The sequence below is a fragment of the Amycolatopsis sp. BJA-103 genome, from assembly GCF_002849735.1.
In the GTDB taxonomy this organism is placed as follows: Bacteria; Actinomycetota; Actinomycetes; order Mycobacteriales; family Pseudonocardiaceae; genus Amycolatopsis.
On the sequence record NZ_CP017780.1, the window covers coordinates 7,940,398 to 7,962,304 of the forward strand.

19 protein-coding genes are annotated in these 21,907 nt (G+C 68.8%); 10 read left to right on the top strand and 9 right to left on the bottom strand.

Going from position 1 to position 21,907, the window contains the following annotated elements; translation table 11 throughout:
* Positions 1–4 precede the first annotated feature (4 nt).
* A complete protein-coding gene (locus BKN51_RS35650) occupies positions 5–976 on the top strand; it encodes a lysylphosphatidylglycerol synthase transmembrane domain-containing protein (RefSeq protein ID WP_101611783.1) in 972 nt (323 codons plus the stop codon).
* 264 nt (positions 977–1,240) lie between these two features.
* Here the strand turns inward: BKN51_RS35650 and BKN51_RS35655 are convergent, their stop codons facing one another.
* Positions 1,241–3,178: a DUF6541 family protein gene (locus BKN51_RS35655; RefSeq protein WP_101611784.1), complete on the bottom strand. Its 1,938-nt coding sequence runs from the start codon at positions 3,176–3,178 to the stop codon at positions 1,241–1,243.
* A gap of 262 nt (positions 3,179–3,440) precedes the next feature.
* Between BKN51_RS35655 and BKN51_RS35660 the strand changes: the two genes are divergently transcribed.
* Entirely contained in the window at positions 3,441–5,051 is a 1,611-nt protein-coding gene (locus tag BKN51_RS35660) for a hypothetical protein (protein ID WP_101611785.1), read from the top strand.
* A complete protein-coding gene (gene wsfD / locus BKN51_RS35665) occupies positions 5,048–6,514 on the top strand; it encodes a glycan biosynthesis hexose transferase WsfD (RefSeq protein WP_101613653.1) in 1,467 nt (488 codons plus the stop codon). The genes BKN51_RS35660 and wsfD overlap by 4 nt, the downstream gene beginning before the upstream one ends.
* Here wsfD and BKN51_RS35670 read toward each other — a convergent pair.
* Positions 6,475–7,725, bottom strand: a complete 1,251-nt coding sequence (locus tag BKN51_RS35670) for a hypothetical protein (RefSeq protein WP_101611786.1) — start codon at positions 7,723–7,725, stop codon at positions 6,475–6,477. The genes wsfD and BKN51_RS35670 overlap by 40 nt on opposite strands.
* A gap of 101 nt (positions 7,726–7,826) precedes the next feature.
* Here BKN51_RS35670 and BKN51_RS35675 point away from each other — a divergent pair, with 101 nt between their 5' ends.
* A complete protein-coding gene (locus tag BKN51_RS35675) occupies positions 7,827–8,561 on the top strand; it encodes a lysophospholipid acyltransferase family protein (RefSeq protein WP_101611787.1) in 735 nt (244 codons plus the stop codon).
* Here the strand turns inward: BKN51_RS35675 and BKN51_RS35680 are convergent.
* The gene (locus BKN51_RS35680) at positions 8,558–9,394 is read right to left on the bottom strand and encodes an HAD family hydrolase (RefSeq protein ID WP_199192946.1); all 837 of its coding nucleotides are present in this window, start codon (positions 9,392–9,394) and stop codon (positions 8,558–8,560) included. The two genes, BKN51_RS35675 and BKN51_RS35680, sit on opposite strands and share 4 nt — an antisense overlap.
* 47 nt (positions 9,395–9,441) lie before the next feature.
* On the opposite strand from BKN51_RS35680, the gene BKN51_RS35685 reads away from it, so the two are divergent.
* Complete coding sequence (locus BKN51_RS35685) at positions 9,442–10,335, top strand: LLM class flavin-dependent oxidoreductase (protein WP_101611788.1); 894 nt, start codon at positions 9,442–9,444, stop codon at positions 10,333–10,335.
* A 560-nt stretch (positions 10,336–10,895) separates the two neighbouring features.
* Here the strand turns inward: BKN51_RS35685 and BKN51_RS35690 are convergent.
* Positions 10,896–12,905: a DUF6541 family protein gene (locus BKN51_RS35690; RefSeq protein WP_101611789.1), complete on the bottom strand. Its 2,010-nt coding sequence runs from the start codon at positions 12,903–12,905 to the stop codon at positions 10,896–10,898.
* A gap of 83 nt (positions 12,906–12,988) precedes the next feature.
* Between BKN51_RS35690 and glf the strand changes: the two genes are divergently transcribed.
* From glf to BKN51_RS35715, 5 genes are all read left to right on the top strand, one after another.
* Positions 12,989–14,215, top strand: coding sequence for a UDP-galactopyranose mutase (gene glf, locus BKN51_RS35695; RefSeq protein WP_101613655.1), 1,227 nt, complete (start codon positions 12,989–12,991; stop codon positions 14,213–14,215).
* Positions 14,208–14,723: a phosphatase PAP2 family protein gene (locus BKN51_RS35700; protein WP_026467226.1), complete on the top strand. Its 516-nt coding sequence runs from the start codon at positions 14,208–14,210 to the stop codon at positions 14,721–14,723. Before glf ends, BKN51_RS35700 begins: the two co-directional genes overlap by 8 nt.
* Complete coding sequence (locus BKN51_RS35705) at positions 14,720–15,679, top strand: decaprenyl-phosphate phosphoribosyltransferase (protein WP_101611790.1); 960 nt, start codon at positions 14,720–14,722, stop codon at positions 15,677–15,679. The genes BKN51_RS35700 and BKN51_RS35705 overlap by 4 nt, the downstream gene beginning before the upstream one ends.
* Before the next feature lie 97 nt (positions 15,680–15,776).
* Complete coding sequence (locus BKN51_RS35710; RefSeq protein ID WP_101611791.1) at positions 15,777–16,196, top strand: hypothetical protein; 420 nt, start codon at positions 15,777–15,779, stop codon at positions 16,194–16,196.
* Positions 16,197–16,234: 38 nt separating this feature from the next.
* Positions 16,235–17,740, top strand: a complete 1,506-nt coding sequence (locus BKN51_RS35715) for a hypothetical protein (protein WP_168214463.1) — start codon at positions 16,235–16,237, stop codon at positions 17,738–17,740.
* On the opposite strand, the gene BKN51_RS35720 is transcribed toward BKN51_RS35715, so the two are convergent.
* From BKN51_RS35720 to BKN51_RS35740, 5 genes are read right to left on the bottom strand one after another with little or no spacing between them, the layout of a single operon-like run.
* On the bottom strand, positions 17,719–18,516 hold the full coding sequence (locus BKN51_RS35720) for a class I SAM-dependent methyltransferase (RefSeq protein ID WP_101611793.1): 798 nt from the start codon (positions 18,514–18,516) through the stop codon (positions 17,719–17,721). The genes BKN51_RS35715 and BKN51_RS35720 overlap by 22 nt on opposite strands.
* A gap of 41 nt (positions 18,517–18,557) precedes the next feature.
* The gene (locus BKN51_RS35725; protein ID WP_101611794.1) at positions 18,558–19,154 is read right to left on the bottom strand and encodes a hypothetical protein; all 597 of its coding nucleotides are present in this window, start codon (positions 19,152–19,154) and stop codon (positions 18,558–18,560) included.
* Positions 19,154–19,867, bottom strand: coding sequence for a hypothetical protein (locus BKN51_RS35730; RefSeq protein ID WP_101611795.1), 714 nt, complete (start codon positions 19,865–19,867; stop codon positions 19,154–19,156). The genes BKN51_RS35725 and BKN51_RS35730 overlap by 1 nt, the downstream gene beginning before the upstream one ends.
* The gene (locus BKN51_RS35735; protein WP_101611796.1) at positions 19,864–21,354 is read right to left on the bottom strand and encodes a WXG100 family type VII secretion target; all 1,491 of its coding nucleotides are present in this window, start codon (positions 21,352–21,354) and stop codon (positions 19,864–19,866) included. The genes BKN51_RS35730 and BKN51_RS35735 overlap by 4 nt, the downstream gene beginning before the upstream one ends.
* A complete protein-coding gene (locus BKN51_RS35740) occupies positions 21,351–21,842 on the bottom strand; it encodes a YbaB/EbfC family nucleoid-associated protein (protein WP_101611797.1) in 492 nt (163 codons plus the stop codon). Before BKN51_RS35740 ends, BKN51_RS35735 begins: the two co-directional genes overlap by 4 nt.
* Between the last annotated feature and the right edge of the window lie 65 nt (positions 21,843–21,907).

Sequence of the window (21,907 nt, forward strand, 5' to 3'; positions counted from 1 at the left end):
TTCAGTGACGACAGTCGAAACGCCGGAGGGGGAATCCCCGGTTGCGGTAAAGCAACCGAAATCCACGAAGGCGAAGATCCTCGACGTCGTCCGCTGGGTCGCCATCCTCCTGGTCGTCGCTTTCGCGGCGAAGACACTTGTCACCAATTGGGGTGAATTCTGGCGGACGTTGTCCGACGTCGCCTGGGAATCCTCCACGCTGAGCCTGCTCGCGCTGATCGCCGCCATCATGGTGTCGACCTACGGCTGGCAGGTCATGGTCGACGACCTCGGCAAGCCGATCGGCTACGCCCGCGGCGCGCAGATCTGCCTCGTCGGCTCGCTCGGCAAGTACGTGCCGGGTTCGGTGTGGGCGTATCTGCTGCAGATGGAACTGGGCCGCAAGGCCGGGCTCGCCAGGGCCCGGATCTTCACCGGTTCGCTGATCCAGCTCGGCGTCGGCGTGGTGTCCGCGCTGGTCGTCTCGCTGCTCGCGGCCCCCGCGGTGTTCAGCAACAGCCCGCGCGCGATGTGGCTGTTCGTGCTCATCCCGGTCGGCCTCGCGATGCTGCACCCGAAGGTGCTCACCTGGGGCACGTCGCTCGTGCTGCGCATCCTGCGCCGCCCGCCGCTCGACCACCGGCTGAGCTGGTCGGTCGTCGGGAAGGTCTTCGGCTCGTCGACGGCGGCGTGGGCGCTGCAGGGCGTGCACCTGTGGCTGCTGGCGAACTCCGTCGGCACGCCGGGCTTCAGCGGCTTCGTGCTGTGCGTCGGCGCGATGGCCGTCGCGATGACCGTCGGGACGTTCGCGTTCATCCTGCCCAGCGGGGTCGGTGTCCGCGAGGTCGCGCAGGTCGCCGTGCTGACCGCTTCGGGCCTCACCGTCGGCCAGGCGACCGCCTTCGCCATCGCCTCGCGGGTCATGTTCACGGTCGCCGACCTGATCACCGCCGGCGCCGCCGCCCTTTCCGCGCGCCTCGCCACCCCCCGCGTTTAGTCCTCTAGTTGCGGTCCTTGCGCGGGCGTCGACGGTGACGGTGAAGGAATCGGGACGTTGAGTGTCCCAATTCCTTCACCGTCACCAGGTCACCCCGGCCTCGGACCTTGATCAACGGAAGATCGGAGACACTCAACGTCCCCAATCCTCCGTTGATCAAGCCCAAGCAAGCTCCGAGGCAAAGCCCGGCCCAGTGGGTAAGCAATACCGGTCCACCAGAACCCGAATCGCCACTCGGGACCGCAACCAGAGGACTAAACGCGGTCAGGGGTTCAACCGGTAGATCACCGCGTCCGGGTTCCGGTAGACCTCGGTCACGAAGCTCAGGCCGTCCAGATCGCGCAGCCCGGCCTGGCGCTGGGCGCCCGGCGGGTAGCCGTACTGCCCGAGGATCACCCAGCGCACGTTCAGCCGCCGCACGGCCGCCCGCACCTCGGCGTTCGACGGGTACTCGCGGAAGTGCCACTCCAGCAGCCGCGCGTCCGACGGCGACAGCGTCTCGTCGAAATGCCCCGAGGTCGTCCGGACGCCGGAGAGCGCGTAGGTCCACACCGTCCCGTCCAGACGGTCGTTCACCGCACGCTCACCGGGCTTCGCGAACTCGGCGAGCTTCTCCATCGCGGCGGCTTCGTCCGGGCTCACCGGCAGTTTGTGCGTGTTGATGCCGGGCGTGTTCGCGTAGCCGGACGCGATCTTCTCCGCGTTGGACCGCGCGTAAAAACCGTTGCTCAAGAAAGCGAACCCGCCGAACACCGCCACCGCGACGACGAACGCGGGCACCTTGCGGTGCACCACGGTGTCCCGCAGCCACGCCTGCGTCTCGGCGAGCCCGTGCGCCGCGATGATCGACAGGGGGATCGCGGCCATCGACATGAACCGGTACGGGTCGTTCCACCACGGCCGGGACAGCGCCAGCACGATCGGCTGCTCCGACGACGTCACCGCGATGTAGGCGAGCCCGGTGATCAGCGCCGTCACACCGATCCAGCGCAGCGCGCCCGCCCGCGCGAAGAAGATGAACCCGGCCAGCAGCGCGGCCGAAAGCCACACCTGCGGATAGGGCTCGTGGTGCTGGAAGCCCAGCAGCGCGCCGAGCGCCGTCGTCGCCCGCCATTCCACCGGCCAGCTGCGGTAGGGCACCTCGCCGTTCGCGAGGCCGATCGCGCCGAACAGCTGCAGCCCCGCCACGACGACCGCGATCGCGCCGACGATCGCCAGCGCGCGCAGGTCCCGCACGATCCGTGGCCACCGTTCACCGGGCGCGACCCAGCGCTGCAGCAGCAGCGGACCGGCGAACAGCATCGCGCCGAACAACGCCGACGAGTGCACGCACAGCAGGCCGACGGCGCTGATCACCAGGACGAAGCCGGTGTCGGGCGCCGGACGGTCGAGGTACCGCTTCACCGCCACGGCGGCCAGCGGGGTCAGCGCCAGGCCGAGCAGGAACGGCAGCAAAGGTCCCCTGCTCATCGATTCGTACAGGCCCATCACCGGCGCGATCGAGACGAGCGCGACCGCGCCCGCGAGCACCGCCCGGCCCCGGAACACGCGCACCATCGTGATCAGCGACAACGCCAGCAGCGCGGGCAGCAGGGCAGTGTTCACGTCCAGGGTCAGCGGAATGGTCGCCGGGCTGAGCAGGTACACCACGGACGCGAGCAGGTGATACGCGTTGGGGTAGAACACCGGCGCCGCGTCGCCGTACCAGTTGACCTCGCCGGTGCCGAACAGGCCGCCGTCCCCGGTTTCGGCGATCTGCCGCACGCCGTTCGCGTGATAGACGGCGTCGAAGCCCTGCGGGATGGCGTCCAGCCTGCCCATCCCGCGCACCACGGCGTACATCCCGACGGCGGCCGCGAGCAGCAGACAGGCCCCGACGGCGAGGTGCCCGGCCCGTCCCCACAGCGGTTCCTCCGGCTCAGGCGGCCACCGGCGCAGGGTGAGCCGTCGCAGGCCGTAGGCGATTCCGGCGAACAAGGCCGTCGCCACCGCGTACGTCACCGGGCCGAACGGGAGCCCGAGGGCGGCCGTCCACGGCCCGGCGAGCCCACCGATGGCGTAACTGAGCAACGGCGTCATGCCCGCGAGCACCCAGCCGCGCAGACCGGCGGCGAGACCTGTGAGCAGGCCGGGAAGGGCGATGACGAGCAGTGCGACGCACACCGTGACGACGTCGGCCGACAGGGAGGTCTGGGTGGGCACAGGTTTCCTCGGGGTGGGGAATCCGCACGGAACCCCCGAGGTGCGGAACGGAATGGGAAGCCAGATTAACCGCCGGGGGCCGTTACCCGAAGGAGTCACATCCCGTCGGGGAAAACGGCGGAACGACGCCTACTCCGCGCAAACTCAACTCACCCATTCGTGTCAACTAACTGCGCCGAAAGAAACACCTTGGCGCGGTGATCGATACTTGACCGTAGTCTTTTGTCAGGGGAGTGGCTCGGCCCGGAAGGGTGGGGATCAGGTGGTGGTCGCGCTCGTCGGCGCCTGGTTCGTGGTCGCCGCTTTCGTCCTCGTGGCCTGGCCCAAGATCAGTGCCGACAAGAACTGGCGTGCCGCCGCGCTGACGCTGACCCTCGGTTTCTCGCTGGTGCACCAGCTGGTGTTTTCGACCATCGCGGAAGACGCGTACATCACTTTCCGCTACGCCCAGAACATCGCCGACGGCAATGGTCCGGTGTTCAACACCGGCGAGCGGATCGAGGGGTACGCGAATTTCCTCTGGATGATCGCGATCGCCTTGCCGAAGGCCGCTTTCGGGGCCGATATCGAGACCTCCGCGATCGTCCTCGGGATCCTCGCCACCCTCGGCGCCGTGCTGCTCGCGCACGTGACGGTGAACCGGGTGGTCGCGCGGGCCGCCGGTGAGCCTCGCCCGGCCTACGGAGTGGCCGCCGCGGTGCTCGTCGCGGGTGCCGGAGGGCTCGCCGCGTACGGCGGATCCGGCACCGAGACACCGTTGTTCGTGCTGCTCCTGTTCGGCGTCTTCGCCTCGCTCGCGGCCCGGCGCCCGGTCGTCGCGGGTGTACTCGCCGCCTTCGCGATGATGACGCGACCGTCGGGGACGTTGCTCGCGGTGCTGGTCGGCTGCTGGCTGGTCATCGCCGCGCTGCGCGGCCGGTACACCTGGTGGTCGCCGGCGGGCTGGCTGCTCGGCGGGCTCGTCTTCGCCGCGCCGTGGACGGCGTGGCGGGTGACCTACTACGACCATGTCCTCCCGTCGTCGGTCGTCATCCCCTTCGACATCGATGTCTCGGCGCGGGTCGACCGCGGATGGCACTATCTCTCCGGATTTTCGGTGGTCCACCAGGGCTTCCTGCTGCTCGGCCTGGTCGCGGCGGGGGCGTTGCTCCTGCGCCGCACCTGCCGGACGCCGCACGAGGCCGAGGCCAGATCGCTGACCTGGCTGATGCTCGTCACCGCCGTCGCTTTCGCCGGGTTCGTGGTCTTCTTCGGCGGCGACGCCGGGCCCGCCTGGCGTCTGCTGGCGCCGATCCCGCCACTGCTGTCGGTGGCGGCGGTGTCGGTCTACGGCGTGCTCACCGCGGTCACGAAACCGAGCCCCCGGCCGCGTCCACCGGTCCAGCGGCTGATGCCCGCCGCCGCGGTGGCGTTGTCCGGGCTCGCCGTGCTGGTGTCGGTGTTCAGCCCGGACATGCTGACTCGCGTGCGCGCTTGGCACGACCACGGCGCCCAGATGGAGGAGATCGGCCGCTGGCTCGACGCCTACCTGCCGCCCGGTTCGGTCGTGAGCACGTCCGCGCCCGGAGTGCTGTCGTACCACGCCGGGACGCAGTTGCAGATCGTCGGCGTCCGCGGTCAGACCGAAGAAGCGGGCGAAGCCGTCGTATCCCGGCGGCGCCCGACGATCGCCGTCATCACCGACAACGGCTACGCGGCGAAGCAGTCCTGCGTGATCGACCCGGCGTACTCGGAGAGGTACCGCGTCGCGACCTTCGCGCGTGAAGGAACTTCGTCCTGGCTCACCGTCTTCCTGCGGGCCGACGTCGAGCGGTCCGTCACGACGGCCCTCGACTTCTCACCCGATTTCCGCCACGTACCGTGCCCTTCGTGAGTGTCGACGAACGCGTCCTTCCGAGCCGACCAGCAGCGCTTGAAGCACCTTCGCGCCTGTTCGGCTTCTGCGTGTTCGCCGTCGCGCTCACCGTGCTGCTCGTCCGCTTCCTCGTGCCGCGGCCGGTCGCGATGTCCGACAACGGTGACGGCTTCCGCGTGCTGTGCGGCGCGGGCATCCCGTGGAAGGGCAAGCCCGAGCAGTTCGTGCACCTCGCCTACACCGTTCCGGCAGGCGAATGCGACGCCACGTATCTCCTGACCCAGAGCTGGTTCGCCCGGATCGCGCGGTCGATCGGCGGCCTGCTCGGCCTCGAATCGACGCTCAGCCTGGTCGTCCTCGGCGTGCTGACCAGCGTCCTCGCCGCCGCGGCGGTCGCGCTGATCGTCGTCGGACTGCCGTACTCACGCCGTGTCCGCGGCTTCGCGACCGCGGGGCTGTTGCTGGTCGTCGCGGATTCCGCGTTCTTCGGCTACTTCGCTTCCGTGCTCGGTGAAGGTGCCGCGTTCCTCGGTCTCTTGCTCGCAGTCGGCGGCTTGCTGGTGGCCGCGAGGCCTGGTTGGTGGCGCTACGCGGGCCTGGCGGTGCTGCTCTTCGGCGGCGTCATCGCGGTCAACGCCAAGGTCCAGACGTTGATGATCCTGCCGGTGCTCGCGCTCGCCGCGCTGCTCGTCCGCCCGGACGGCGTCCGCGGCCTCAAGCGCTGGCTCCCCGTGGTGTTCGTCATCGGCGCGCTCGCCGGAGGTACGGCCTACGCGCAGCAGACCGTCGAGCCCGCGAAGCTGCCCGATGGCTCTCTCGCCGCGCGTCCGGGCGACGATTCACGCGAGATCAACATGTTCAACACGATCTTCTTGACCATTGTGGACGGTCGGCACGACACCGGGGCCGATCTCGCCGCCTTGGGACTGCCCGCCTCGTTCGGCCAGTACGCGGGCAACGGCTGGTGGCACGCCCGGCCCGCCACGATGGATCCCGAGTACCCGAAGTACCGCGAACAGATCAGCAGGCGCAACGTCGTCGAATACTTCGCGACGCATCCCTGGCGCACCATCGGAATCCTGGACCGCGCGGCGGGCGATCTGCTCACCGCGCGGCCGCCCTACCTCGGCAGCTTCGACCAGTCGGCCGGTTTCGCGCCGGAGGCGCAGGAATACCGCGTCCCGGTGGCGTCGACCATCACGAAACTCTTGGCGCCACTGGGTTTCTTCGCGTTACTGCCGATCTGGTCCCTGCTCGCGTGGCGTGGCTGGAAGACCCGGCGCGACGCGGTGGGCGTCGCGCTGGGCTTCCTGCTGGCCGTCGCCGCCGGGCAGTTCGCGCTGGCCGCGCTCGGCGACGGCCTGGAGAACGTCAAGCACCAGGTGATCGCGTTGTACTGCACGCTGCTCGGTGTCGTCCTGGCGCTGGTGACCTTCGCGCGTCAGGAGGACTTGACGTCCCCCACTTCCAGGGTCCCTTGATGCGGCTGGAAGCCGTTGAAGATCTTGGCTCGCGGCCAGTTCGGTGTCTTCGGGAACGACACCAAGGCGGCGAAGATCAGTAGGGCGACGGCGTCGACCCAGAACACCGCCGCCCCGCCGACGAACCGCAGGTTCACCGCGACATACAGGAAGAACAGCGCGCCGACCCAGAGCCGCCGTCCTTCACCGCGCTGCTGGTCGAGCACGACCGCGGTGAGCGCGAGGATCAGCGGCGCCATCATCACGAACACCCGCGCGGTGTCCGTCGCGACCAGCCGTCCGGCCAGGCAGCAGGCGAACAGCCAGACGCTGGCGATCAGCAGTTCCGCGCGCAGCCCGTGGCGGCGGTACTGCTGGTAAAGGCCGTAGCCGAAGATCAGCCAGAAGAAGTGGAACGTGCTGAACAACTCGACCTGGCCGGTGCCCTTGCTCGCGTTGAGCGCGAAGCGGATGTTGTCGAGCAGGCCGCTGTTGGACTGTCCCGCGCCGAAGCCGTAGTCGCCGCCGATGAGGTTCTGCGCCCAGAGCCGGTAGCCGATGTAGATGCCGACGACGACCACGAACACGCCGATGCCCCCCAGGACATCGCGGTCGCGGAAGGAACGGCCTCGCGTCCACGCGATCAGCGGGTACAGCGGGGCCAGAAGGAGGGTCGTCTCCTTGTTGATCGCGCCCAGCACGATGACGATCGCGAACGGGATCAGCTTGCGCTTGAGGATGAACCAGATCGCGAGCAGGTAGAGGAGGTTGTTGAGCGGGTCGACCAGCCAAGGGTTGCTGAAGGCGTACGGCGCGTACCAGAACGTGCAGGCCAGCGCGACGGCGGCGAGTACCGAGGTGAACAGCTGGAGCTTCAGGTACGAGCGCAGGAATTCGAAGAAGACGAGGATCGTGGCCAGCGTGACCACGAAGGTGAAGGCGACCCAGAGGACGTCGAGGGAGAGCCCGGTCAGCAGATTGCCGCGGTGGACGATCCAGGGGCTCAGCATGCGCAGCGCGAACGGGTTTTCGACGGCCGCGCCGGTCTGCTCTGACATCCGGTAGTAGTTCACCGCGTCGCCCCAGGCCAGCTCGTGCGGCTTGGGGAACTTCGGCATGAACGAGATCAGATTGATCAGGGAAACCGTGCTCAGCGCGAGGTAGGCCCAGAGACGCTGAGCGCCGGGTCTGCCTCGCGGCATGAGCGTGATTTCGGTGGTTTCGTGCGTCACGAGCGCATTTTAGGGCAGTGACCTGGGGTGATGGCGCGGAAGCCCGCCTGTGACCTACGCGACCGTAGGTTGGTTACCCTACGGTAGCGTAACCTGGACGAATGGCCGATCTCGTTTACCCGCCCGTCATCATGGCGGCGAAGCTGATGTTCCGGGTGCTGGACAACCGCATCCGGGTGGAGGGGACCGAGCACATCCCGGCCACCGGCGGTGCCGTCATCGCCTGCAACCACGTGAGCTACCTCGACTTCATCTTCTGCGGGCTCGGCGCGCAGCCGGCGAAACGCCTGGTCAGGTTCATGGCGAAGAAGGAGATCTTCAGCAACCGGATCGCCGGACCGCTGATGCGCGGCATGCACCACATCTCCGTCGACCGCGGCGCGGGTCTCGCGTCGTACCGCGAAGCCGTCGAGCGCCTGAAGGCCGGAGAGGTCGTCGGGGTGTTCCCCGAAGCCACGATCAGCCGGTCGTTCACCGTGAAGGACATCAAGTCCGGCGCCGTCCGGATGGCCGCCGAAGCCGGTGTCCCGGTCGTGCCGATGGCGCTGTGGGGCACGCAGCGGCTGTGGACCAAGGGCCACCCGAAGGACCTCACCAAACGCCACGTCCCGATCTCGATCCTCGTCGGCGAGCCGATGCACCCGAAGGCCGAAGAAGACGCCGAAGTCCTCTCGAAGGACCTTCGCGTGCGGATGTCGGCGCTCGTGGACCGCGTCCAGGCGGGCTACCCGGAGAAGCCGGGCGCCGACGACGAGCGCTGGTGGCTTCCCGCGCACCTCGGCGGCACCGCGCCGACCCCGGAAGAGGCCGCCAAGCTCGACCGCGAAGGCCGCTAGAACCAGCGCTCGAGCACCTGGGCGACGCCGTCCTCGGAGTTCGGGGCGGTCACCTCGTCGGCGACGTCCAGGACGTGGCGGTGTCCGTTGGCCATCGCCACCCCGTGCCCGGCCCAGCCGAGCATCTCGACGTCGTTGGGCATGTCCCCGAACGCGATCACCCGCTCGGCCGGGACGCCCAGCCGCTCGGAGACCTCGGCCAGCCCGGTCGCCTTCGTGATGCCGTGCGCGGAGACCTCGATCAGGCCGGAGTTCGTCGAGTAGGTGATGTCGACAGCGCCGTCGAGCACTTCGCGGGCCGCCAGCGCCATCTCCTCGGAGGTCATCCCGCGCTTGCTGATCATCAGCTTGATCGCCGGATGCCCGAGCACCTCGGCCCTCGGCGCCTGCGTGCCCTCGTTGTCGCCCCACGGGTTGTGGTAGTCCGGTTCGATCACGAAATTGCGCATTTCCGGGTCGAGCGCGGACTCGCCGATCCGCTCCGCGGCGTACCGGCAGCCGGGAAGAGCGTGATCAAGAGCACTCACCGCGTCGTGCAGCAGCGTGGGTTCGAGCATGCCGTGGACGGCGACGATCCGGTCCGTCCCGACCTCGTACAGCACCGCGCCGTTCGCGCAGACCGCGTAGCCGGTCAGGTTCAGCGGGTTCGCGATCGGGGCGATCCAGCGCGGCGGGCGCCCGCTGACCAGCACGAAGGGGACTCCGGCCTCGGTGACGCGCCGGACGGTGTCGATCGTGCGTTCGGTCAGGGCCTCCATCGGGCCGAGCAGGGTGCCGTCGACATCGGACGCGATCAGAAGGGGTTTCTCCACCGTCACATTGTCCCCGAACATCCGCCCATCGGGCGAAGGGCCGACGGGCACCGCTAGGTTCGGCGACTGTGCGCGTAGGCATCGTGATCCTTCCGGAAGATCGTTGGTGGGCGGCCGAGCCGAAATGGCGGGCCGCCGAGGAATACGGCTTCGACCACGCTTGGACGTACGACCACCTCGGCTGGCGGACTCTCGTCGACGGCCCGTGGTTCAGTGCGATGCCAACGTTGACGGCGGCCGCGACGGTGACGTCGAAGATCAGACTGGGCACCTTCGTGGCGTCGCCGGTCGCGCGGCACCCCGTGCCGTTCACCCGCGAGCTGACCACCCTCGACGACATCTCCGACGGCCGTTTCATCCTCGGTGTGGGCGCCGGCGTCCCGCACACCAACTACGACGCCGCCGTCCTCGACGGTCCGGAACTGTCGGTCAAGGAACGCACGGACCGCTTCACCGAGTTCGTCGAAGCGCTCGACGGCCTGCTGATGACCGACGGCTTCGACTTCGAGGGTGAGTACTACCGGGCCAAGGGCGCGCGGAACCTGCCCGGGTGCGTGCAGCGGCCGCGGGTGCCGTTCCTGGTGGCCGCGAACGGCCCCCGCACGATGACGCTCGCCGCGCGGTTCGGCGCGGGCTGGGCCACCACCGGCGTCAAGTCGGAGACCCAGGACGAATGGTGGAAGGGCGTCGCGGGACTCGTGAAGACCTTCGACGAGCGCCTCGAGGCCGTCGGCCGGGACAAGGCGAGCGTGCAGCGGTTCCTGAGCCTCGACTCGGCGCCGGTCTTCTCCCTCTCCAGCGTCGGCGCGTTCACCGACGCGGCCGGACGGGCCAGGGAACTCGGCTTCACCGACATCGTCACGCACTGGCCGCGGTCCAGCGACTACTACGTCGGCCGCGAGTCGACGCTCGAGGAGGTCGTCAGCGACGTACTCCCGGTACTCCAAGGCCGGAGCGCTTAGGCCGATCGGGTGACGTTGGCGGACCGGGTAAACCGGTTCCGCTCAACGGCCGTCTGAGGGATGAGTACAGCGAGTGGGTGTGGCCGCCGGGCGGCTACCCCTCATGGGTCACCCCGGGGGTGAATGGGGGACTAAGGCTCGCGTGGTCGCGGCGGGGGCAGTCCGCGACCACGCGAGCTGTTTTTGTTTGTCGCGCGCTGACGGAAAAATTTCGCGGGGCGCAGGCTCGACTGGAGCTCGCGTTTCGCGGGTAGGCGCCCCGCAAAATGTTTCCGTGGCCTTCGGCCGAAAGAGGGCGCGCGACGGTGAAGTCTTCGTCGGGCGCGGGGCGCCCTTGGGGAGACCGTTGGGTCCCGTCTCCTCCGGTCCTGTCTCGCGTTGACCCTCCCGAACGCTATGAAAGGCCCGTTACTTGCAAAATTTGCAAGTAACGGGCCTTTCATTGCGTGTGTAGAGCGTCGGGCGCGTGAGCCTGGGTGGCGTCAGCGCGGAGCGCGGGAAGCGGAGGGCAGGGAGCGGAAGGCAAGGAGCGGAGCGCGGAGCGCGGGAAGCGGAGCGCGTCAGCGGGTCAGGGTGTAGATCGACGCGCCGGCGTTGCCGAAGTCCTTGCGCAGGAAGTTCAGCCCGTCCAGATCCCGCAGTCCCGGCGCCGGCGGCTCACCGATCTTGATCGGCGTGCTCCCGATCAGCACGTGCTTGATGTTCAGCCGCTTCACCGCCGCCTGCACCTCGGGGTCGGTGTCGTAATCCCGGAAGTGCAGCGCCAGGTACTTCGCGTCCGGCGGCGGCACACCCGGGTCGTAGTGCCCGGCGACCGGGTGGATGCCGGTGATCGCGTACAGCCAGGCCGTCCCGTCGAAGCGCTCGTTGAGCACCTTCTCGTCCGGTCCGACGTTCATCTTGGTGAGCGCGTCCATCGCGGCCAGTTCGTCGGCGCTGACCGGCGGCGTGACCTCGCCCTCGGGCCCGTTGTAGTACAGGAACGACACCGCGTGCGCGTTCGACTCGGTGTAGAAGCCCTTGGTCAGCACGGCCGAAGCGGCCACGATGAACACCGCGGTCGCCAGTCCGAGCCGGGCGGGCAGCGCGGGGCGGCTCTTCACCCAGGACCGGCCGCTCGCCCACTTCGCGAACCAGCGTTGCAGCTCCGCCATCCCGTGCCCGGCCAGCAGGCAGAGCGGGATCGCGGCGAGCGCCATCAGCCGGTACCGGTCGTTCCACCACGGCCGCGACAGCGAGATCACCCACGGTTCGGCGCCGAACGACGCGACCAGCACGAACAGCGCGGAGAAGCCCAGCGCGGCGAGCCCGATCCAGCGCATCCGGCCGAGCCGGAACAGACTCAGGACGCCGATGACCAGCAGCACCGTCAGCCACACCTGCGGCGCGCTCAGCACCTGCCGGAAGGTCACCAGCAGCCCCAGCGACTTCACCACCGGCAGTTCCGAGCCCCAGGCGTAGTACGGATATGAACCCGAAGTGAATTTCAGGGCGCCGAGGATGTGCGGCGCCGCGAGCAGCGCGCTCCCCACCATCACCGGCACCATCTTGACGACGTCGCCGCCGATGATCCGCCAGCCCGCGCGGCCCTCGGGCACACCGTCGAGCGGTTTGTGCCGCAGCGCGCGGTACCAGCGCTGCACCACCAGCGGGAAGGCGAACAGCAGTGCGCCGAACAGCGCCGACGAGTGCGCCGCGAGCAGGCCGACAGCGGTCAGCGCGAGCACGAAGCCGGTGTCGAGGCCGGGTCGCGCGAGGAACCGGGCCAGCGCGACGACCGCCAGCGGCGTCAGGACGATCCCCAGCGCGAACGGCAGCAGCCCGCTGGACACCGACTCGTACGCGCCGGTGGTGGCCGCGGCGGCCACCAGAGCCGTGCAACCCGCGAACACCGCCCGCCCGCCGAGCTGGCGGATCAGGGCGACCATCGACAGCGCGAAGATCCCGGCGACCGGCATGGTGATGGCGTTCAGCGTGACCGGGATGGTCGTGCCCGAGATCGAGTACACGAGCGAGCCGACCAGGTGATACGCGTTCGGGTAGAACGAGCCGTCCGGGTACCAGTTGATGGTGCCCATGCCGGTCAGCGAGCCGTCGCCGGTCTCGGCGATGTAGCGGATGCCGTTCGCGTGGAACACGGTGTCCCAGCGCTGGAACACCGCCGTCGTCCCGCCGCGGGCCGAAAGCACGACGAGGATCGAGATCCCCACGGCCAGCGCCACGCAGGCCGCGACGGCGTAGTGCGCCCGCGGGTGCCACTTCGTCGGCGGTTCCTCGGCGCCCGGGGTGATCCAGCCGCGGCTCTGACCCAGCTTTCTGAGACCGAACCCGATCCCGGCGAGCACGGCAGTGACGCCTGCCACGGTCAGGGGGTTGTACGACACGCCCGCGAGTGCCAGCCACGGACCGGCCAGGCCGGTTACCGTGTAGGACAACAGCGGGGCCAGCCCCGCCAGGGCCCAGCCGCGCAGACCGGCGGCCCGGCCGACGAGACCGCCGGGGATCGCCAGTACGGCCAGGTAAGTGAGGGTCGCACCGAAGTAGGACCAGAAGGTGTCCGGAGTAGGCACTGCTTCCTAAAATGTGTCTGTCGAAGGTGGAAACCGGTGCTCGGATGCAGAGCACCGAGGCGACCTGCGTACCCTCGACGCCCGTGAGCGCGCACACGAACCCCGACAAGATTACTGAAGCCGATTTCGCCGGCTACGACCTCATCGTGGTCGGGTCCGGTTTCTTCGGGCTGACCGTGGCCGAACGGGCCGCGGCCGAGCTCGGCAAGAAGGTCCTCGTGCTGGAGCGGCGCCACCACCTCGGTGGTAACGCCTACTCCGAGGCCGAGCCCGAGACCGGGATCGAGGTGCACCGCTACGGTGCGCACCTGTTCCACACCTCGAACAAGCGCGTGTGGGAGTACGTCAACCGTTTCACCGAGTTCACCGGCTACCAGCACCGGGTCTTCGCCAAGGTCAAGGACCAGGTCTACTCCTTCCCGATGAACCTCGGCCTGATCAACGAGTTCTTCGGCAAGTCGCACACGCCGGACGAGGCCCGTGAGCTGATCGCCAAGCAGTCGTCGGAGTTCGAGACCGCGAACGCGCAGAACCTCGAAGAGAAGGCGATCTCGCTGGTCGGCCGCCCGCTGTACGAGGCGTTCATCCGCGGCTACACGGCCAAGCAGTGGGAGAACGACCCGAAGAACCTCGGCGCCGACATCATCACCCGGCTCCCGGTCCGCTACACCTTCGACAACCGGTACTTCAACGACACCTACGAGGGCCTGCCGGTCGACGGCTACACCGCGTGGCTCGAGAAGATGGCCGAGCACGAGAACATCGAGGTGCGGCTGAACGTCGACTACTTCGACGTCCGCGAGCACATCCCCGCCGGCACCCCGACCGTCTACACCGGTCCGCTGGACCGCTACTTCGGCTACTCCGAGGGCCGGTTCACCTGGCGCACGGTGGACTTCGAGTCCGAGGTCGTCGAGACCGGTGACTTCCAGGGCACCTCGGTGGTCAACTACAACGACGAAGAAGTGCCCTACACCCGGATCATCGAGTTCCGGCACTTCCACCCGGAGCGCAAGCACTACCCGAACGACAAGACGGTCGTGTTCCGCGAGTACTCCCGGTTCGCCGGTGAGGCCGACGAGCCGTACTACCCGATCAACACCCCGGAGAACCGCGAGAAGCTCGAGGCCTACCGCGAGCTGGCGAAGACCGAGGCCCGGGAGAAGAACGTGCTGTTCGGTGGCCGTCTCGGTACCTACAAGTACCTCGACATGCACATGGCCATCGGCTCGGCGCTGACCGCGTTCGAGAACAAGATCGCGCCGCACCTGACCGATGGCGCGCCTCTCGACGGGTCCCTCGATGCTTGAGAAGGGCGCACCCACGGGTGAGGTCGCAGTCCTGGCCAAGGCTCAGGGCGTCCTGAAGAGCGATGTCACGGTGAAGGCGGCACGAGGTCTTTCGCACTTCGGCGAGCACAGCGCGGGATGGTTCGCGCTGGGCCTCGTCGGGGCCGCGGTGGACAAGAAGCGCCGCAAGGACTGGCTGGTCGCCGCGGTCGGCGTCGTCGGCGCGCACGCCGCGTCCATCGCGGTGAAACGCGTGGTCAGGCGGCCGCGACCGGACCACCCGAGCGTCGAGGTCCTGGTCTCCACGCCGAGCAAGCTGAGCTTCCCGTCCTCGCACGCGACCTCGACTACGGCGGCGGCGGTGCTCTACTCCGGATTGACCGGGCGTAACCTGGTCCCGGCCCTGGTACCGCCGATGCTGGCCTCCCGGCTCGTGCTCGGCGTCCACTACCCGACCGACGTTCTGGCCGGAGCGGCCCTTGGGGGCGTAGTCGGCGGCTTGATACGTAGGAAGCTGAAGCGACGATGAGTGAAACGACCGAGAAGGCCGATTCCAAGCCTGACGACGTAGATCCCGTGGCCGAGGCCGCCGAACCGAAGAAGGTCGCCGGCGGTCTCGTCGGCGGCATCATCAAGACGGCACGCCCGCGCCAGTGGGTGAAGAACGTGCTGGTGTTCGCCGCACCGTTCTTCGCCTTTTCGAAGTCGACGGACCGGACCGGCCTGCTGATCGCCGCGCTGATCGCCTTCGCGGCGTTCTCGCTGGTGGCCTCCTCGGTCTATCTCATCAACGACGCGATCGACGTCGAAGCGGACAAGGCCCACCCGACCAAGCGGAACCGGCCGATCGCGGCCGGGATCGTGCCGGTGCCGGTGGCCTTCGTCGCGGCGGGCTTCTTCTTCGCCGCCGGCCTCGGCATCTCGTTCTTCGCCAGCTGGCAGCTCGCGGTCGTGCTGGCGGTCTACGAAGCCGTCCAGCTCGGCTACTGCTTCGGGCTCAAGCACCAGCCGGTGGTCGATCTGGCCATCGTCGGCTCGGGCTTCCTGATGCGGTCGATCGCCGGTGGTGTGGCCGCGGGTATCGCGCTTTCGCAGTGGTTCCTGCTGGTCACCGCGTTCGGCTCGCTGTTCATGGTGGCGGGCAAGCGCTACGCCGAGATCATGCTCTTCGAGCGCACCGGGGCGAAGATCCGCTCTTCGCTCAAGAAGTACTCGGCGAGTTACCTGCGGTTCGTCTGGGCGACGTCCGCGGCGATCCTGATCATGTCCTACTGCCTGTGGGCGTTCGAGATCCGCCAGGTCGAGCACGACTCGGTCTGGGCGGTCGTCTCGATGGTCCCGTTCGTGGTCGCCGTCCTGCGCTACGCCGTCGACGTCGACGGCGGCAACGCGGGCGAGCCGGAGGAGATCGCGCTCAAGGACCGCGTGCTCCAGGTGCTCGGCGCGAGCTGGGTCGTCACGCTGTTCCTGTCGTTCTATCTCTGATTCGACAGCTGGGGCACAGCGCATCCACAGGTTGCGCACGCATCCTCGGTGATGGGAGCGGGTACGAAGCCCGCTCCCATCGACTGAGGAGCGAAAGATGAGCGACCCGCAGCGGCCGTCCGGTGACGAGGACAAAACGGTCGAGCAGCCCGCGGTCGGTGACGAGACCGCGAAGAAACCCGTCGAACCCTCTGCCGAAACGACGGCCGAAACCCCTGCCGCCGCCCCCGCCGGGCCGCCGCCCGGTTGGGTGCCACCGCAGCAGGCTCCGCCCGCGAAGGGCGGTTTCCGCCGTTTCGTGGGACATCGCGCGACGCAGCTGGTCGCGGTCGGCCTGATCGGCTTCCTGCTCGGCGGTGGGGTCATCGGCACCGCCGTCGGCCTCGCCGTCGCCAGGCATGACGACCGGCCGGGGATCTCCCGCGAACACCGTGGTCCGGGCGGTCCCGGGGCGCACCGGGACTTCCGTGACGGCCCCGGCGACCGCGGGTGGCGTGACGGGCCCCACGGCGGGTAGATAACGGAATCATCACGACACCGTGTACGGTGTTCGTGATGCGAAGCGCCTCCGCTGAACTTCCCCAGACTTCCGGTGCGCTGCCGGGAGCCGCCGTCCTTACCCGCCCCTGGGTGCTGCCCGCCGGGGCGGCGGTGGCTTCGGCCCTGGTGTTCGTGCTGGTCAGCGGGCATTTGATCGACGACACGTACATCACGCTTTCGTATGCGAAGAACCTCGCCTTCCACGGCCATTGGGGCCTGATCGAAGACGGCACCGCCAACACCGCGACGTCGCCGCTGAACGTCCTCGTGCTGGCGTTCGTCACCTTCATCGTCCGCGATGCCGTCTTCGCCGCCGGGATCGTCTTCGTCGCGAGTCAGGTGGCGCTCGTCCTCGGCCTGCGCCGCATCGGCACCGCGACCGGCCTTCCCGGCGGTTTCGCCCCGCTGGCGCTGGGTCTCCTGCTGGTGAACCCGCTGCTGCTGTCGTCGGTCGGCCTCGAAGTCGCCCTCGGGTCGACGGCCGTCGTCTGGCTGATGGTGTTCCTGCACGAACGCCGTCCCGCCGCCGCGGGCGCGGTGATCGGCCTGATCGCGCTGATCCGGATCGACCTGCTGCTGATCGCGTTCGTCCTGTTCCTCGCCCGCCGCGAATTCTGGACGGGCATCTGGCGCATGACGTTCGCCGCGCTCGCGGTGATGCTGCCGTGGTTCCTGTTCAGCTGGCTGGTGCTGGGCTCGGCGGTGCCGGACACCCTGGTCATCAAGATCATGCAGCGCTCGTGGGGGCCGTTCAGCTTCACCAACGGCCCGCTGCTGTACTGGCGCAACTTCCCGCTGGCGGCGACACTTTCCTTTCTGCCGCTCGTGATCGGTGGACTCGCCGGTCTACTGTGGACATTCCACTACCGGCGCGGCTCGGAACGGGCGAAGCGCTTGGCGCCGTTCGCGACGCTCGCGATCGCCGGTGCGGCCCACTATCTGGCCTACTGCTGGCTGAACGTCCCGCCGTACCACTGGTATTACGCGCCGAGCATCATCGGCGCGACGGTTTTCCTCGCCGCCGGTGCCTGCGCGATACCCGGCCGGGCCCGCCTCGGCGCCGGGATCCTCGCCGGCGCGTTCCTCGTCGTGAGCGCCGTCGCCTACGCGACTCCCGAACTGCCGCGCCGGTTCGCGCCCATCACCAGCAACCACGCCGCGTCCGACGAGTATCGCGAGATCGGCTCGCAGCTGGGCGAACTGACCAAGGGGCGCAAGGTGGAAAGCGCCGGCGAGGTCGGCGCGCTCGCCTATGCCTGCGGCTGCGACATCGTCGACCAGTTCTCCGACCGCGGCTCGGTCGATCCGGCGATCATCGAGACGAAGAACCGCAGCGGCGAGCTCGGCAAGGCCCTGCTGGCGGCGAACTTCCGGTTCTTCGACCACAGCGTCCCGCCCGCGACCCCGGATCTGGTGCTGGCCACCACCAGCAAGACACCGCCGTCGGACGCGCTGGCGACCTGGACCATCCACTCGCCGTGGATGGGCACCCAGAAGCTCTACCTGTTGCCCGCGCGGTAGAACCCCGTCACGAACGGGCGGACGACCTCACCGTCGAACCGTTCGAGGACCAGGTTCTCGATGGCGTCGAGCAGGCGCACGCGCTCTTCCGGCGGATGACTGAGCACGAGCGCCATCGAGGCGTACAACGTGCGCAGCCGGGCGGCGTCCATCCGCGTCTCGGAGCGGATCACTTCGCTTTCGAAGCCGGTGAATCCCGCCACCGTCAGGTACTCGCGGTGCGCGTCGACGTCCAGCTGGAACGGTGGCCCGCCCGGATCCATCACGGTCCCCGGTGACATCCCGAGGATCTCCTCGGCGGCCGTGTCGAACTCGTGCGGTCGGGCCGGATCCTCGAACATCATCCACCAGAGCGCGATGTGCCCGCCCGGTTTGACGATCCGGCGCAGCTTCGCGGCGCCGACGTCGGGCTCGACCCAGTGGAAGGACGTGGCCGCCACCGCGAGGTCGTAGGCGTCGTCGGGGAGTTCGGCGTCCTCGAAGGGGGCGGTGACGACTTCGAGGGCTTCGGTCGGGTGCGAGGCACGAAGGAAGTCGGCGAGGGGAGCACTGGGTTCGACGGCGGTGACCCTGGCCTGGTGCGCGAGCAGCCGGGCCGTGACCAGTCCGGTCGCCGGTCCGATCTCGACGACCCGCGCGCCGGGGCCGAGGCCGCAGTCTCCGGTCAGGATTTCGTAGACACGGTCCGGGTAGCCGGGGCGTCCGGCGTCGTAGGACTCGGGATCCTGGCCGAAGAGGTGCCTGCCCTGATGCGTGTCGAGCCGCTTTCTCCCCATAGCCTCCAGTGTCCCGCAACTAGAGGTTTAAACGCGGGGGGTCAGCGGCGCGAGTCGGCCCGGGTCGCCTTCGTGACGGCGAGCAGGTCCCGCTGGTGGACCGCGGACCCGTCGGCGAAGACGAACCGCAGCACCGGCCGCGCCGGGAAACTCCGCCCCACGTACTGCGCGGACACCGAACGCACCACGCCCGACGGCATCTCCTCGAAGGTCCGGAACGGCTGGGCGGCGGGATCCTCGCCCTCCAGCATCTTCGCCGGGTACACGACGGCCAGCCGCCGGTCGGACAGCGTCAACCGCGCCTCGCCGTGGCCGCCGGCGAGATGGTCCGCGATCCGGACGGCGGTCTGGTCCGCGCTCCGCGAGACGGCCCAGTAGGCGATCGTCGGGTCGTCGGTCCAGTCGGCTTCGAGGACGTCCGGCGCGGGCAGCGGCCAGCGCGGTTTCCCTGTCACCGCAGGGGTTTCGCGTGCGGGTGCGTAAGGCAGCGTGAGCTCGCCGTCCAGCAGCAGACCCACGTATCCGTGCGCGGGAGGGCAGCCGATGATCAGGCGTTCGCCGGGCGCGAGCCAGTACTGGTGCAGTTCCCGTTCGACGACCTCGTCGACGGATTCCGCCATCGGAATTGTGTGTTCCATCAGCTCACCGTCATCGAGTGGAGCCAGGCGAACTGCCGGGGATCCTCGCAGTCGAACAGGAAATCCATCCCCGATCCATCCACAAAGGACGCGCGGAGACAGGGACGCCGCTTCTTGCCGTGCTCGGCCACGGCGAATCCGGCGATCCGGTCGCGCGGGATTTCGGCGCGCGGCACCATTTCGTGCCTCGCGATCGGGACGCCCTCGGCGTTCTCGCCGTAGGTCTTCGTGGTCATGATCGCGGCGATCTCCTTGCCGGTCTTGACCACGCCCTTGCCGAACCCGATCGCCTTCGACATGAACGACTTCTCGGCGGGCTCGGGCGGCTCCGGCGGGACGAACTTCTCCAGCACCAGCAGCCGCGCGCTGGTCAGCGCCCACAGCCGCGAAAGCGAGCCGTTGGTGGACAGCTCCCGCATCGCCGCGTGCGCCAGCCCGCCCTGCTCGCCGAGCACGATGACCTGCGGTGACGGCGGATTCGACTTGCCGCCGTCGTCGCCACCGCCCAGCGCGGCGCCGACCATGTCACCGGCGAAGTTCGCGGCGCCCGAGCCGAGTTTGCCCAGCACGCTCTTCTTCGGCACACCCCACGGATCGAGGCCGCGTACGTCGTAGTTCAGCGTCCGGCCGTACGCGGCCCACAGCAACCGTTCGCCCGGGTGCAGCGAGGGAAGGGCCTGCGACGCGGCCCCGAGCGGGTAGCCGAGATTCATTCTTCGATCGTGAACCCTCTGTCGGTCGCCGCGCGGCGCTCTTCTTCGGACGACGAATCCTGCGACTCGTGGTAGCCCGCCTTGACGCCCTGCTCGACGCCCAGTTCGGTCAGGTTACCCGCGCTGCCGCGGAAGGCGGCCTTGCCGACGCTGGTCGTCCCGCTCATGCCCATCGCCCGCAGCCCGGCCTCGGTGAGGTTCGTGGTGAGCGCGTCCGAACCCTCGCCGCCGACGCCGAACCGGTCCGCGAACTTGTTCGCGGTCTTGGAAGCCCCGGTCGCCGGGTTGGCCTTGGTGACGATCTTGGCCAGCGGGTTCTTGTCGATCTGGTCGGCGAGCCGCTTCTGCAGCCAGTTGCCGTCACGCAGGCCTTCGGCACGCTCGACGACCTTCTTCAGCGGCCCGTTGCGGAGCATCTTCAGGATGTCTTCGAGCTTCTCGATCAGCGGCTTGAGCTTGCCGAGCAGCTGCTTGACCTTCATCCCGAGCCGCCCGCCGGTCACCGCGACCTGACCGGCCGTGGCCGCGCCCGCCGCGCCGACCGAGGCACCCGCCGTGATCCACGAGGCGGCCAGCGCGGCCAGCCACTCGATGATCAGGCCCATCACCAATTCCTGGATGATGTCGATGACGATCTCGACGAACGCGTCGAACAGGTCGGCGGCGATCTCCAGGATCTGCTGCAGCCCGCGGACGTCGTTCGCGAACGCCTTGGCGCCGCCCGAGAACTCGGTCATCTGGCCGCGGAACGCGTCACCCGCCTGGCCTTTCCAAGCCTCCTGGGTGCCTTCGGCACGCTTCTGCTCGTGCTCGGCGACGCCGTCGAGCCACTTCGCCGTCTGTTCCCAGCCCTTGGCGGTGCTGCGCATCTGCTCGGGGTCGCCGATCGCGGGCTCCAGCACCAGTTCGACCAGCGGGCTGATCACGATCCCGATCAGGAAGCCGAGGCCGTTGTCCAAAAAGGACTGTCCGGGGCTCATCACGAGCTGGAGCTGTTCCATCCGCGCGTGCACGGCCGCGATCGCGACGTCCGGCGGACTGCTCGCCCTGGCGACGTCCGAAGACGTGCTGATCCACGAGCTGCCGTAGCCGCCGTTCTGCTCCCAGTAGCCCTTGCGGCCCGAGTCGCCGGCGCTGTTGAGATCGCTCAGGCTGCCGGGCCCGCTGCCTCCGTCGTCCAGCCCGGCACCGAGTCCGGTGATGACCTCGGCGGTGCCCTGGTTGTGGTCGATGTAGGTCTTCGCCGCGGTGGTGGTCTTGTCGGCGATCTGGTCCATGAAGGACTTCGCCTGCTCGGCGAGGTCCTGGCACTCCTGCAGACCCTCGAAGTACTTGAACGCCATCAGCTCGCCGAGCGGGCCGAAGCAGTCGTCGGAGACCCTGGCCTGCTCCAGCAGGCTCGCGAGGCTGCCGAAGTTCCCCGAAGCCTCTTTGGACCCCGTCGCGTGCGCGGTGAGGGCTTCCGTCTGGACGCCGAAGCCGGTCATGAGTCCCTCCGCAGGATCGGGCCGCCGAAGTCCTCGTCGTCACTGGGCGCCGGTCGTGACGGGCGCTGGGTGCGGACGGGCTGCTGCTGGACGGGAGACGCCGGTCCGGCGAGGGATTCCGCGGGCGGGGGAGTACTCGGCCCGAGCGGTTCGACGTGGGCGTTGAACGCCTCTTTGAACTGTTCCGCGCGGTCGCCGAGGATCGGCTGGACGGTCTGCTGCATCGCGGCCGCGGCCTGCTGCGTCGCTTCCCTGATCGCGGTCAGGATGTCCTGCTGCAGCGCGGTGTGCGTGCGGTTCATCGCCTTGGGGGACAGCTGGAGCCCCAGCAGCGCGCCCGACGGGGCGACGGTGACCGTCACCGAGCCGTCGGCGTTGCGCGCGGATCCGCGCAGCCCGGCGATCTTGTCCTTCAGCTCCGCGGCTTTGGCGGCCTGCTCCTGAAACGACCGGATGGCCGCGTCGAGCTTGGCTTCCTGGTCAGCCATCGATTCCTCTCAACCCGGGGACGGATCTTCTCCGTGCCCGGGTGAGACGAATGGACCAGCGGGCT

Coding starts and splice junctions, on each gene's coding strand:
- BKN51_RS35675 (WP_101611787.1), top strand. CDS start 7,827: ATGGCCGATCTCGTTTACCCGCCCGTCATCATGGCGGCGAAGCTGATG.
- BKN51_RS35680 (WP_199192946.1), bottom strand. CDS start 9,394: ATGTTCGGGGACAATGTGACGGTGGAGAAACCCCTTCTGATCGCGTCC.
- BKN51_RS35700 (WP_026467226.1), top strand. CDS start 14,208: ATGCTTGAGAAGGGCGCACCCACGGGTGAGGTCGCAGTCCTGGCCAAG.
- BKN51_RS35705 (WP_101611790.1), top strand. CDS start 14,720: ATGAGTGAAACGACCGAGAAGGCCGATTCCAAGCCTGACGACGTAGAT.
- BKN51_RS35710 (WP_101611791.1), top strand. CDS start 15,777: ATGAGCGACCCGCAGCGGCCGTCCGGTGACGAGGACAAAACGGTCGAG.
- BKN51_RS35715 (WP_168214463.1), top strand. CDS start 16,235: ATGCGAAGCGCCTCCGCTGAACTTCCCCAGACTTCCGGTGCGCTGCCG.
- BKN51_RS35720 (WP_101611793.1), bottom strand. CDS start 18,516: ATGGGGAGAAAGCGGCTCGACACGCATCAGGGCAGGCACCTCTTCGGC.
- BKN51_RS35725 (WP_101611794.1), bottom strand. CDS start 19,154: ATGGAACACACAATTCCGATGGCGGAATCCGTCGACGAGGTCGTCGAA.
- BKN51_RS35730 (WP_101611795.1), bottom strand. CDS start 19,867: ATGAATCTCGGCTACCCGCTCGGGGCCGCGTCGCAGGCCCTTCCCTCG.
- BKN51_RS35735 (WP_101611796.1), bottom strand. CDS start 21,354: ATGACCGGCTTCGGCGTCCAGACGGAAGCCCTCACCGCGCACGCGACG.
- BKN51_RS35740 (WP_101611797.1), bottom strand. CDS start 21,842: ATGGCTGACCAGGAAGCCAAGCTCGACGCGGCCATCCGGTCGTTTCAG.